Annotated in this window: 13 protein-coding genes; all 13 read left to right on the forward strand. The window is 63.9% G+C overall.

Annotated features, from left to right (window positions below; all coding sequences use genetic code 11):
• Positions 1-61 precede the first annotated feature (61 nt).
• Complete coding sequence (locus tag L288_RS35030; protein WP_001389365.1) at positions 62-826, forward strand: IS6-like element IS6100 family transposase; 765 nt, start codon at positions 62-64, stop codon at positions 824-826.
• Positions 827-1,047: 221 nt separating this feature from the next.
• Positions 1,048-1,491: a DUF1622 domain-containing protein gene (locus L288_RS35035; protein WP_004212663.1), complete on the forward strand. Its 444-nt coding sequence runs from the start codon at positions 1,048-1,050 to the stop codon at positions 1,489-1,491.
• Positions 1,492-1,505: 14 nt separating this feature from the next.
• Positions 1,506-1,946 carry a four-helix bundle copper-binding protein gene (locus L288_RS35040; RefSeq protein ID WP_025549148.1) on the forward strand — a complete coding sequence of 147 codons (441 nt, stop codon included), beginning with the start codon at positions 1,506-1,508 and terminating at the stop codon, positions 1,944-1,946.
• Between the two features lie 254 nt (positions 1,947-2,200).
• A complete protein-coding gene (locus L288_RS0121805) occupies positions 2,201-3,502 on the forward strand; it encodes a glycoside hydrolase family 130 protein (RefSeq protein WP_438830636.1) in 1,302 nt (433 codons plus the stop codon).
• Positions 3,503-3,730: 228 nt separating this feature from the next.
• The gene (locus L288_RS35045; RefSeq protein WP_007406388.1) at positions 3,731-4,021 is read left to right on the forward strand and encodes a hypothetical protein; all 291 of its coding nucleotides are present in this window, start codon (positions 3,731-3,733) and stop codon (positions 4,019-4,021) included.
• 318 nt (positions 4,022-4,339) lie between these two features.
• The gene (locus tag L288_RS43735; protein WP_015449265.1) at positions 4,340-4,741 is read left to right on the forward strand and encodes a hypothetical protein; all 402 of its coding nucleotides are present in this window, start codon (positions 4,340-4,342) and stop codon (positions 4,739-4,741) included.
• Between the two features lie 147 nt (positions 4,742-4,888).
• Positions 4,889-5,218 carry a hypothetical protein gene (locus tag L288_RS35055; RefSeq protein ID WP_004212674.1) on the forward strand — a complete coding sequence of 110 codons (330 nt, stop codon included), beginning with the start codon at positions 4,889-4,891 and terminating at the stop codon, positions 5,216-5,218.
• Between the two features lie 252 nt (positions 5,219-5,470).
• Positions 5,471-6,991, forward strand: a complete 1,521-nt coding sequence (locus L288_RS35060) for an aldehyde dehydrogenase family protein (protein WP_021238857.1) — start codon at positions 5,471-5,473, stop codon at positions 6,989-6,991.
• A gap of 25 nt (positions 6,992-7,016) precedes the next feature.
• The gene (gene adhP / locus L288_RS35065; RefSeq protein WP_021238858.1) at positions 7,017-8,042 is read left to right on the forward strand and encodes an alcohol dehydrogenase AdhP; all 1,026 of its coding nucleotides are present in this window, start codon (positions 7,017-7,019) and stop codon (positions 8,040-8,042) included.
• 25 nt (positions 8,043-8,067) lie between these two features.
• A complete protein-coding gene (locus L288_RS35070) occupies positions 8,068-9,774 on the forward strand; it encodes a copper resistance system multicopper oxidase (RefSeq protein WP_021238859.1) in 1,707 nt (568 codons plus the stop codon).
• Positions 9,771-10,757, forward strand: a complete 987-nt coding sequence (locus tag L288_RS35075; protein WP_009823975.1) for a copper resistance protein B — start codon at positions 9,771-9,773, stop codon at positions 10,755-10,757. The genes L288_RS35070 and L288_RS35075 overlap by 4 nt, the downstream gene beginning before the upstream one ends.
• Positions 10,751-11,992, forward strand: a complete 1,242-nt coding sequence (locus tag L288_RS35080; protein WP_007683345.1) for an MFS transporter — start codon at positions 10,751-10,753, stop codon at positions 11,990-11,992. The genes L288_RS35075 and L288_RS35080 overlap by 7 nt, the downstream gene beginning before the upstream one ends.
• Positions 11,993-12,071: 79 nt before the next feature.
• Positions 12,072-12,439 (forward strand): DUF411 domain-containing protein (locus L288_RS35085; RefSeq protein ID WP_021238860.1); only part of this gene is annotated, 368 nt, incomplete at its 3' end.

The raw sequence follows: 12,439 nt of genomic DNA on the forward strand, positions 1-12,439 counted from the left end.
GGCTCTGTTGCAAAAATCGTGAAGCTTGAGCATGCTTGGCGGAGATTGGACGGACGGAACGATGACGGATTTCAAGTGGCGCCATTTCCAGGGTGATGTGATCCTGTGGGCGGTGCGCTGGTATTGTCGCTATCCGATCAGCTATCGCGACCTTGAGGAAATGCTGGCGGAACGCGGCATTTCGGTCGACCATACGACGATCTATCGCTGGGTCCAGTGCTACGCCCCGGAGATGGAGAAGCGGCTGCGCTGGTTCTGGCGGCGTGGCTTTGATCCGAGCTGGCGCCTGGATGAAACCTACGTCAAGGTGCGGGGCAAGTGGACCTACCTGTACCGGGCAGTCGACAAGCGGGGCGACACGATCGATTTCTACCTGTCGCCGACCCGCAGCGCCAAGGCAGCGAAGCGGTTCCTGGGCAAGGCCCTGCGAGGCCTGAAGCACTGGGAAAAGCCTGCCACGCTCAATACCGACAAAGCGCCGAGCTATGGTGCAGCGATCACCGAATTGAAGCGCGAAGGAAAGCTGGACCGGGAGACGGCCCACCGGCAGGTGAAGTATCTCAATAACGTGATCGAGGCCGATCACGGAAAGCTCAAGATACTGATCAAGCCGGTGCGCGGTTTCAAATCGATCCCCACGGCCTATGCCACGATCAAGGGATTCGAAGTCATGCGAGCCCTGCGCAAAGGACAGGCTCGCCCCTGGTGCCTGCAGCCCGGCATCAGGGGCGAGGTGCGCCTTGTGGAGAGAGCTTTTGGCATTGGGCCCTCGGCGCTGACGGAGGCCATGGGCATGCTCAACCACCATTTCGCAGCAGCCGCCTGATCGGCGCAGAGCGACAGCCTACCTCTGACTGCCGCCAATCTTTGCAACAGAGCCGGTCAATTCGACGCAGTGCGCCGAGTGCCACAAGGCGCCGCCCAGTCACTTCATGGAGCATTTCAGCATGGTCTCGCAGCGCGCAGCCGGATCGAAAGCGCGCGTCGACCAATGCTATGCCTGTCACGCCACCGACAGCTTCAACAATATCCGCAAGCGAGGCTGGTATGATCACCATTGAGGCCGACTGGCTGAGCGCCTTCTTCCGGCTTGCGGTGATCGGCCTGGAACTGGCGGGCACGCTGACCATCCTGGTCGGCGCGGGGCTCGCAACCTTTCTGTTTGCGCGGCGGGCGAGGGCGGGCGACCGAACCGAGGCCTATAGCGCGTTCCGCTCGGCGCTCGGCCGCAGCATCCTGCTCGGCCTGGAATTTCTGGTCGCCGGCGACATCGTCAAGTCGCTGGTGATCAACCCGACGCTCGACGATCTCATCGTGCTGGCCGGGCTTGTGCTGGTGCGGACCTTCCTGAGCATCTCGCTCGGGGTCGAGATCAACGGCCACTGGCCCTGGGAGGAAACCCGGATGGCGCGGGAGAAGGCGCGTGCGGCGTCGGATGGGTCGCCGGCTACGGCTGAGGCCGCCGGATGCGGCACAGCGCTCAAGCGATAGCAGATGGAAGGCGCATCATGATCGAGAGACGCGAATTGCTGATGGCGGGCGCCGGCCTTGCCGCCGCCGGAACGCTGGCTGCGCCGGCGGCGGCGCAGCAGCATCGAATGGAAGGGATGGCGATGTCGATGACGGACTGCATCGACGATTGCGTGGCTTCGCACCGCATGTGCCTGGAAACCGCCGCTTGGCTGACGAAGCAAGGCGGCGCGTCAGCTACGGCGTCGCTGATCGCCATGCTGAACGACTGTGCGGAACTGTGCCAGGCGACTGCCAACTCGATGCTGCGGGAATCTGCCCTGCACCGCATCGTCTGCCGCGCCTGCGCCGACGCTTGCGAGCGCTGCGCCGAGGAATGCGGACGCCATAGCGCGGACCAGCGGATCGCGCGTTGCTCGGCCACCTGCAAGAAATGCGCGGCGAGCTGCCGAACGATGGCGGACATGTCGAGCTGAGCGGCGCGCTTCGCACGTGCCCCACATAGTCACGTTCAGGCCAGAGCCCCCGGTCACAGCTTGTGTGTCCGACAACTACGCCAGGACAGCGATCATGGCACGTGGCACAAAGTCCGAGTATCCGGCAACGGCGGAAATCATCGCACCCGCCATCGCCGGAGCCTTCCGTGCCGCCACCCGATAGTCGGGTAATGCCGAGCACCATCTTTACGATTGCGTGAACGCTCCACGGTCGATCTGTATTGGAGAAGTCAGTGTCAACCGCCGAATTTGTCAACCGGCTACCCGAATTGCTCCGCCCCAATCCAGCAAGGGTAGTGATCAGACCCTATATGCCGTCGACGGAAACCTATAAATATGCGGTACCGGATCAGCCACGTGCGCAGCGCATCGCCGACCGCGTCCTGGCGCTCGACCCAGCATCGCTCCACGATGAGTTGCAACGCATTCTTGATGATTTCTCGGGAAGGCATCGTGAGGTTCCGTCCCTGTTTTTGCGGCGGTTCCACGAGGTTGATGGCATCATCGTCTGTGATTGCGAGGTCACCCATGAACAGGCGCTCTTGATCGGTGCCCATTTTTGCAACGAATATTCCTATGAGGCAGCAGCGCTTTTCAATCCGAGCATCGTCCTGCATCCTGACCAGTCTGCTGTACCTGAAAACTCTCTCCGATTCATTCTTTCCCTGCGAGGCGTGGGCGAGGGGCATATCTCCTCCGTCACCTTTCGCACCGGGTTTTGCGCCGCGGACGGAACCATAGCAATCAATCCTCCGAGCCCCATGCCGCTCGTGCTGGAGACTGAAAACATCTCCGGCGAGGACGGGCCGGACGCGGGCATTCGGATCAAGTGCGATGGCAGCCACGATCTCTCGGAGATCGTGATCTTTCCGACAACCCCCAGCCAGCGTGGTGGCATCGAAGACCTTCGCTTGGTCCGCTTCCTGGACGACGATGGCCGAGCCACCTATTTCGGTACATATACGGCATTTAGCGGCCAGTCCGTCCGGCAGGAGTTGTTGTCCACGCCGGACTTCCGGACATTCGAACTCAGACCGCTGCGTGGGGATGCCACCGGTAGCAAGGGCATGGCGCTTTTCCCCCGACGCATTGCCGGGCACTTTGCCATGCTTGGGCGCGAGGATAACGAAAATATCTGGTTCCTGACGTCCGCGGACATTCACGACTGGAGTGGCGGAGCGAAAGCCATCGAACCTCGCTGGCCTTGGGAGTTTGTCCAGATCGGTAATTGCGGATCGCCGATCGAGATCGACGAAGGCTGGCTGGTCGTAACTCATGGAGTCGGCGCCGTTCGGAACTATTGCATCGGGGCGTGCCTGCTGGACCGTGACGATCCCTCGAAGCTGCTGGCGCGGACGAAGCTACCGCTTTTGCGGTCGGACATGGATGAGCGCGAAGGTTATGTGCCAAACGTAGCCTACAGCTGCGGCGCGATGGTACATAATCGGGTGCTGGTACTGCCTTATGCCATTGCTGACAGCTTCACCACTTTTGCCACTATTCCTCTCGAGCGTCTGCTGGCCGCCATGGATTAGTCACTGTTGCCGACCTGTCCTGCTCTCGAGTCCGAACCATAGTTACACATCGGCACAACAACGATGCCAGTGCGATAATTTATGGCCATCTCAGAGACGGACTTCGCACATTACGTATACAGCAAGGCGGAAGGTGACACCATTTCACGGGCAAGCTCCGGAAGGGGCGACAATCGACCGGGCATATGCTCGATCGAACGAGAAACCCAGACTTGAAGGAATGGATACTTGCGCAAGAAGACGGCAATGATCGCTTCGCTCGCAGCTCTCGGCTTCCTCGCCGTCAGTGCCGGACCGGTGCTGGCGGACGGGATGCCGCCGGGCATGCCCGATCTTGAGGAGACCCTCAAGGCCAGGCCGGCGCCTGCCCAGCCCGATCCTGCCCACATGCAGGGCATGGCTCACGGTAAGGAGCAGATGCACGGCCAGATGATGCAGGGCCATCGAATGGCGATGCGGGATTCGCAGGACCAGGACGGCGCCTCCGGCATGTCACACAGGTCGGACGGTGGTTGCTGACCCTGCCATCATTCCATCAGACGACAAGGTTGACGGACAAGATCATGGCCGCTTTCAACCGAAGCCTTGGTCCGCCGTTCCCACGGCGGGCCAATCGCTTTTCTGGCCGGTCTCAGGACGAGAAAACCAGGCCGGGTCACATTTTTGATCGATCCCGGATCATCATTTTACGCGCCTGCTCCAGCAGGCACACGGCCGATCGGATTTCGATTCGTAACTTACGTATACAGACAGCGTCTCGCTAGCAGCATTGAAGCTTCGGAATTGCCGGGATCGGAACGTCGATCGGGCAACAGGAAGAACACTCGGAGACCCTCAATGCGACAGACGACATTTCTCGCGGCGCCCGTCAGCCTCTTCGCGACGCTAACCTTCGCCGCCGGCACCGCTCTCGCCCAGTCGACGCCCGCGCCCGCGCAGGCTGCGCCGGCCCATGCCCACCAGCAGGGCATGGATCATGGCGGGCAGCAGATGCACGATCAGATGATGAAGGATCATCAGGCCGGCGCGCAGAAGCAGCAGGGGCAACCGGCCCAGCAGGATCAACAGGGCATGTCGGGGATGGCCGGCATGTCCGGCGGGTCGCCAGCATCGAACGGCTCGGGCATGGCCGGTAAGGCGAAGAGTGGCTGCTGCAAGATGCCGATGAAGAAGGCCAAGCCGGCGGCGAAGAAGAAGACCGCCAAGCCCATGGCCGACAAGCCGATGAGCGACATGTGAGGTTTCCAGCCCCGAGAACAGACCCCAGGGGCTGAGGGCCCGCCGTTCCCCCGCGGCGGGCCAGTTCTTTGACGATGCCCAGCGTCGCCCCGTGCTCCCAGCTTTCAAAACCGGGTCCGAGCGTCTGACTTGACAGAGGAAACAGCGATGCGAAAACATCTTGGCGTCGGTGCTGCTGTTGGCTTTCTGCTCTTTGGCAGCACGCCGCTCCTCGCACAGGGTATCGGCCATAGCTTGTTCATGCGCGGCAAGATCGTCCGTATGGATGCGGGCGGCACAGTGGCCTGCCTGGGTAAGGCCGATGGCGCGCACATCGGGCAGATACTCGAAGTCTATCACGCAACGCCGCGCCACCGCCGTCTTGTCGGTCATGTCGAAGTCGACCAGATTTTCGACGACCATTATGCTCATTTCCGCGTGAGGGACGGGACGCTTCAGAAAGGCGATTGGGTGAGCCTAAAGCGCGTCCGGGCGTAACGCCAGAATTGGAATGCCAAGCGCCGCCCTCGCCAAAAGAAGACTCGGCCGAGTAACGCCTGTCTCGGCATAATTCCGATCAGGCGTGCGCGAATAGGTTCGGGAGTCGATGAATAGTCATCGGCTCTGTTGGCGTGTCTGACCCTCAAGCCCGCGACCCCGATACCAGACTACCTTCTGCGGAACTTACTTATAGGCCACCCGGGCAAAGAGATTACTCCGTCAGGCCATCGATAGAGATGGAGTCAGGTTATGTTCGAGAAGGCGATCGGGACCATTAACGCGGCGGCCTCCTTCCGACACCGCTATGATAATTTCATCGGAGGCCGCTGGAGCGCTCCTGCGGGCGGCGAGTATTTCGCCGACACGAGCCCGATCAATGGCGCCCAGATCGCAGAGTTCGCGCTGTCGACGCCGGAAGATGTCGAGCGCGCGCTCGATGCGGCGCACGCCGCCAAGGATCAATGGGCAAGGATCGCGCCCGCCGAACGCGCCAGGATTCTCAATCGCGTCGCCGACCGGCTCGAAGACAATCTGGAGTTGCTGGCGCTTGCCGAGACGATCGACAATGGCAAGCCGATCCGCGAGACGCGCGCTGCCGACGTTCCGCTCGCGATCGACCATTTCCGCTATTTCGCCGGCTGCATCCGGGCCGAGGAAGGCGGGATCTCGACGATCGATGCCGACACCATCGCCTATCATTTTCGCGAGCCGCTTGGCGTCGTCGGCCAGATCATCCCGTGGAACTTCCCGCTGCTGATGGCGGCGTGGAAGATCGCCCCGGCGCTGGCGGCGGGCAACTGCACCGTCATCAAGCCCGCATCCCAGACGCCGCTCACCTTGCTGATGTTCGCCGAGCTCACCGCCGACATCCTGCCGCCCGGCGTGCTCAATGTCGTCACCGGCCCGGGACGGACCGTCGGCCAGGCGATCGCCGCCAATCCGCGCATCGCCAAGGTCTCGTTCACCGGCGAGACCGTCACCGGCAAGCAGATCATGCATGCGGCCGCCGACCATCTGATCCCCCAGACGATGGAGCTTGGCGGCAAGTCGCCCAACATCTTCATGGCGGACGTGCTCGACGAGGACGATGCCTTCTTCGACAAGGCGCTCGAAGGCTTCACGCTGTTCGCGTTCAACAAGGGCGAGGTCTGCACCTGCCCGTCGCGCGCGCTGATCCATGAGTCGATCTTCGATCGCTTCATCGAGCGCGCCGTGGCGCGCGTCGCCGCGATCCGCCAGGGCGATCCGCTCGACCCCTCGGTCCAGGTCGGCGCGCAGGCGTCGGAGGACCAGCTCCACAAGATCCTGGGCTATATCGATATCGGCAAGGCCGAGGGCGCGCAGTGTCTGGTCGGTGGCGCCAAGGCGCTGCCGGGCGGTGCGCTCGACCAGGGCTATTTCGTGCAGCCGACCGTGTTCGTGGGTCAGAACCACATGCGCATCTTCCAGGAGGAGATCTTCGGTCCCGTCCTGTCGGTCACCACGTTCAAGACGGTCGAGGAGGCGATCGCACTTGCCAATGACACCGCCTACGGTCTTGGCGCGGGCGTCTGGACCCGGAGCGGCAACACCGCCTACCGGCTCGGCCGCGCGATCGAGGCCGGGCGGGTCTGGACCAACTGCTATCATCAGTACCCCGCCCATGCCGCCTTCGGCGGATACAAGGCATCGGGCTTCGGGCGTGAAAACCACCGGATGATGCTCGATCATTATCAGCAGACCAAGAATCTGCTCGTCTCCTATGACGAGCACGCGCTCGGCCTGTTCTGACCCCTCGCTCAAAGGAGAAACGGACATGGCGAAAACCATGAAGGCGGCGGTCGTCCGCGAATTCGGCAAGCCCCTGGTCATCGAGGAGGCGCCGATCCCGGCGGTCGGCCCCGGGCAGATCCTGGTCAAGATTGCGGCAACCGGCGTGTGCCATACCGACCTGCACGCGGCAGAAGGAGACTGGCCGGTCAAGCCCAACCCGCCCTTCATTCCTGGCCATGAAGGCGTCGGGCATGTCGCCGCCGTCGGTGCAGGCGTCACCCATGTGAAGGAAGGCGACCGGGTCGGTGTGCCCTGGCTCTACACCGCCTGCGGGCATTGCGTGCATTGCCTGGGTGGCTGGGAGACGCTTTGCCACGAACAGCAGAACACCGGCTATTCGGTCAATGGCAGCTTTGCCGAATATGTCCTCGCCGATCCCAACTATGTTGGTCACCTTCCCGACAATGTCGACTTCCTCGACATTGCGCCGATCCTCTGCGCGGGCGTCACCGTCTACAAGGGATTGAAGGCCACCGAGGCCCGACCCGGCGAGTGGGTGGTCGTCTCAGGGATCGGCGGGCTCGGCCACATGGCGGTGCAATATGCCCGTGCCATGGGTCTCAATGTGGCCGCGGTCGACATCGACGATAGCAAGCTCGACCTCGCTACACGCCTTGGCGCCACACTGACGGTCAACGCGCACAGCGAGGACCCTTCGGCAGCGCTCAAGAAGGCGATAGGCGGCGCGCACGGAGCGCTCGTCACCGCCGTTTCGCCCAAGGCGTTCCAGCAGGCGCTCGGCATGGTCCGGCGCGGCGGCACGGTCGCGCTCAATGGTCTGCCGCCGGGCGACTTCCCGCTGTCGATCTTCGACACCGTGCTGAACGGCATTACCGTGCGAGGCTCGATCGTCGGCACGCGGCTCGATCTGCTCGAGGCACTGGCGTTCGCCGGCGACGGCAAGGTCAAGGCCACGGTCCATGCAGACAAGCTGGAGAACATCAACGACGTCTTCTCCCGCATGCACCATGGCGACATCGAGGGCCGGATCGTCCTCGACCTCGCCTGAACCCGACTTCGCGAAAGTACAGTTCATGTCTCCCTTACATATCCGGCCGATCGCACGGCGCCGTTTCGTCCAGGGGCTGGCGATCGGCGGCGCGGTTGCCGGCTTCGCCCCGGCGCTTCTCGCGCGATCCGCCCCAGTCTCGCCCGCCGAGCTTAGCGGGACCGAGTTCGACCTCGAGATCGCCGAGCTGCCAGTCAACTTCACCGGCAAACGCCGTATCGCGACCGCCGTGAACGGCAGCGTGCCCGCGCCGGTCCTGCGCCTGCGCGAAGGCGACACGGTCACGCTCCGTGTGCGCAACGGCCTCAAGGAGATGTCGAGCATCCATTGGCACGGCATCATCGTGCCGGCGGAGATGGACGGCGTGCCCGGCATCAGCTTTGCCGGCATCGCGCCGGGCGAGACCTTCACCTATCGCTTCGAGGTCCGCCAGAGCGGAACCTACTGGTATCACGCTCACACGCTCGCCGAGCAGACGGGACTCTATGGAGCGATCATCGTGGAGCCAAAACAGGTGCCGACGGCGCGGGCGCCCGATCGCGACTATTGCATCGTGCTCAGCGACTGGTCGGACGAGCCGCCGTTGCAGATCTTCCTCAATCTCAAGAAGCAGAGCAGCTACTATAATTTTGCGCAGCCGACCGCCGGCGATTTCCTCAAGGATGTCGGCACCATGGGCTTGGGCAAGGCGCTCGAGCGGCGGCGGATGTGGAACAGCTCGCGGATGAACCCGACCGACTACAGCGATGTCTCTGCCGCGACCTACACCTATCTGATGAACGGCGCGCCGCCCGCCGGCAACTGGACCGGTATCGCCGCGCCCGGCGAGCGCGTGCGCCTGCGCTTCGTCGGCGCGGGGACGGCGACGTTCTTCGACGTGCGGATCCCCGGGGTCGAGCTGACGGTCGTATCGACCGACGGGCAGCCGGTCGAGCCGGTCACGGTCGAGGAATTCCGGATCGGCCCGGGCGAGACCTACGACGTCGAGTTCACCATGCCCGAGGGCGGCGCCCGCACCATCTTCGCGCAGGCGATCGATCGGAGCGGCTATGCGCGTGGCACGATCGCACCGGCCCCGGGCATGGCGGCAGCCGTGCCGCCGCTCGATGCCCGGACCTGGCTCGAGCCGGTCGACATGATGGGCGCGATGGCGACGATGGGCGCAATGGGAGGCGACGCGCATGCCGGGCACGGCATGACCGAGATGCCGGCCAGGGCACGGCACGCCCGCACCGAATATGGCGCCAATACCGACATGCGCGTCGACTATCCGCGCACCAATCTCGACGATCCCGGCGCCGGGCTGCGCGGGCGCGGCTGGCGCGTGCTGACGCTGGCCGATCTGCGCACGCCGGGCGGCGATCCCGACCCGCGCGAGCCCGAGCGCGACATCGAGCTGCATCTGACGGGCAATATGGAACGGTTCATCTGGTCGCTCGACGGCATCAAGCTCAACGATTCCCGGCCGCTGCATTTCAAGCCGAACGAGCGGCTGCGCGTCACCTTCGTCAACGACACGATGATGGCGCATCCGATGCATCTGCACGGCATGTGGAGCGATGTCGAAGGCCCGGACGGCGCCTTCCAGGTCCGCAAGCATACGGTCGTGGTCCAGCCCGCCCAGCGGGTGAGCTTCCGCGTCACCGCCGACGCCATGGGCCGATGGGCCTTCCACTGCCATCTGCTCTATCACATGGCGGCCGGCATGTTCCGGGAGGTGGTGGTCGCATGATCCGGATTATCCCCTCGCGCGGCATTGCTCTTGGCGTTGCCCTCTTCCTGGCGCCGGCGATCACGGCTCCCGCCCTCGCGCAGGATGCCTTGCCCCCGTCGCCCGCCGCCACCCCTGCCCAAACGGCCACTCCCGATCCAAACTCACCTTCCGCGCAAGGCTCTCAGGAGCATGCGGGCATGGACATGCCGGGCATGGATATGACCGACACGAAGGCGTCCGGTAACGGCGCCACGATGGACATGGGCTCGATGCAGGGTGGCAAGGCCCCGCCGGACGCGCGCAACTCGGACGATTATGCCGACGGCTATCGCAACTCGACGCTGCCGGGCTATGAGATGGCCGACAAGCTCTCGATCCCCAAGATACTTGTGGATGAGCTCGAGTTCACCAGCGGCAACGAGGGTCAGGGCGTGGGCTGGACCGTGCTCGTCACCAAGGGTCAGGACAATGACAAGCTCTGGCTGCGCAGCCAGGGGCTCAAGAACTCCCGCGACCAACGTCTCGATCCGGAGAGCAGCGTCGAGGCGCTGTGGTGGCACAGCAAGAACCCGTTCTGGGGCACGCTGCTCGGGGTCAGGCAGGATCTCGGCAAGGGTGCGACCACCTGGCTCGCCGCCGGCGTCGAGGGACTGGCGCCCTATTGGTTCGACGTCCAGCTCACCGGCTATGTAGGAACCGATGGGCGTCTCGCGGCGCGCGCCAAGGCCTCCTATGAGGTCCTGTTCACCAATCGGTTGATCCTTACGCCGCAGGTGGAAACCAATATCTATTCGAAGCGGTCGAGCGATCGGCAGCTCGGCAGCGGCTTCAGCAATGTCGAGCTGAGCGGACGGTTGCGCTACGAGGTGTCGCGCAAGTTCGCGCCCTATATCGGCTTCGTCTGGGAGCGCGCATTTGACGGCACGGCCGATTTCCGTCGCCTGCGCAGGGAAGGGCCTTCCGAACACAGGCTGGTGATCGGCTTGCGCGCCTGGTGGTGATCCGCGGATGGCCACTCGAGGGATCGACCGCGAACGCGCCGCGTGACAAGGCTGGATCGCAAGCCAACGGTCGCTGGCCGGCCTCCTTTTTCGTCTTGTTGCTCGCGGCGGCTGCGGCGTCGGCGGGACAGACGGCCATTCTCGCCTTCCTTCCGGCACTGGTCGACCCGGCTCGTGGCGCGCTATCGTCAAGCGCTCATGATTTTCACGTCGCGAGCCTGACCGCGGTCCATCCCCTGGCAGCCTTGCTGGCGGCGCCGCTCTGGGGCTGGATCGCGGACCGGGTCGACTATCGGGCGATGTTGCGCGCAGCGCTGGTCATCCTCGCGCTGGTGACCGCGCCGATCGGCCTCGTCGGGTTGCCTGAGCTTTATGCATTGCGTCTGGTGGCGGGGATGGCGTCGGCCGCCATCATACCGTTGGGCTTGCTCTGCGCGAGCTTTGCCGCAAGCGGGCGCGCGGACCAGGCGCGCCGCTTCACCTGGCTGACCGCCTTCGTGTTTCTGGGCGATCTCGCCGGTCCGCTGGTGGCGGAGGTCTCGGCCGCGATCCTGCCCCGCGCTCCCCTCATGATCCTCGCTCTCGGCATCGGTGCCGTCGGGGCGGCGCTTTGCGCCGTGCGTCTGCCGCGCTGGTGTGCACCTTGCATCGATGGCGGAGACCTGCCCGCGCCTACGCTCGGCGCGACGTTGATCCTGCTTTTTATCACGATCGTCGCGGGCGGCGGGCTGGCGGCGATGCATGTCAATCTCCTGGTGACGCGGAGCGCCATTTCGCTGAGCCGCGAAGAGATCGCCTGGATGCTCAGTCTCTGCGGATTGGGCATGCTGGCGGCACAGATCTTCCATGCAAAGCTGGATTGGCTGGTCACTGTGCCGAGGCGGCTTGCCGGATTGACGCTGGGCCTGCTGGCTGTGGCACTTTTCATGTTTCCTGTCGCCGCGAGTATGGCCGAGCTCAGTGGGATCATCGTTGCTGCCGGCTGGAGCTCGGCAACCCTTCGATTGGTCACCAGCTTCTGGATCAGCGGCGGCGGGGCCCCTTCAGGCGTGAAGCTCGGTTTCCAGCATTCCGCCGCCAGCATCGGGCAGGCGCTCGCGCCGCTGGCGATAGCCATCGTCGCTCCCGGGGCGCAGCCGCTCGTTCTGTGGGGGATTGGTGGTCTATCGCTAGCGCTGCTTGTGTCCCTGCCGCTAGCCTGGAGGCCGCCCGCCATCGTAAAATCATCTGCGTGATGAGGGGAGGGGCGCATTGATGCGTATAGAAAAGAAGGGGCCTCTGCCCCATGCTTATCGTTCTTCCGGGAGTCATTTCATGAAGACCCGCCTATTCGTCGCCTTGCTGTTCCTCGCCATGCCCGGCGTAGCGCTTGCGGCCAGTGATATCGTCGTCCACCGGGATCCGGGATGTGGATGTTGCGAGAAGTGGGCGCAGGCCGTGCGCGCGAAGCTGGGACGCAAGGTCGTCATGCGTGACGATGCGTCGCGCAGCGAGCTTCAGCGCAAGGCCGGCATGCCCCGGACGCTGGCATCTTGCCACAGCGCGATCGTCGATGGCTATATGATCGAGGGCCATGTCCCGATATCCGACGTCAAGCGCTTGCTGGCGACCCGTCCTGCGGGCGTCAAAGGCATTGCGGTTGCGGGGATGCCGATCGGTTCGGAGGGCATGGAAGTGGCAGG

The organism is Sphingobium quisquiliarum P25, from assembly GCF_000445065.1.
GTDB lineage: Bacteria > Pseudomonadota > Alphaproteobacteria > Sphingomonadales > Sphingomonadaceae > Sphingobium > Sphingobium quisquiliarum.

Coding starts and splice junctions, on each gene's coding strand:
- L288_RS35060 (WP_021238857.1), top strand. CDS start 5,471: ATGTTCGAGAAGGCGATCGGGACCATTAACGCGGCGGCCTCCTTCCGA.
- L288_RS35055 (WP_004212674.1), top strand. CDS start 4,889: ATGCGAAAACATCTTGGCGTCGGTGCTGCTGTTGGCTTTCTGCTCTTT.
- L288_RS35035 (WP_004212663.1), top strand. CDS start 1,048: ATGATCACCATTGAGGCCGACTGGCTGAGCGCCTTCTTCCGGCTTGCG.
- L288_RS35070 (WP_021238859.1), top strand. CDS start 8,068: ATGTCTCCCTTACATATCCGGCCGATCGCACGGCGCCGTTTCGTCCAG.
- adhP (WP_021238858.1), top strand. CDS start 7,017: ATGGCGAAAACCATGAAGGCGGCGGTCGTCCGCGAATTCGGCAAGCCC.
- L288_RS35075 (WP_009823975.1), top strand. CDS start 9,771: ATGATCCGGATTATCCCCTCGCGCGGCATTGCTCTTGGCGTTGCCCTC.
- L288_RS35030 (WP_001389365.1), top strand. CDS start 62: ATGACGGATTTCAAGTGGCGCCATTTCCAGGGTGATGTGATCCTGTGG.
- L288_RS43735 (WP_015449265.1), top strand. CDS start 4,340: ATGCGACAGACGACATTTCTCGCGGCGCCCGTCAGCCTCTTCGCGACG.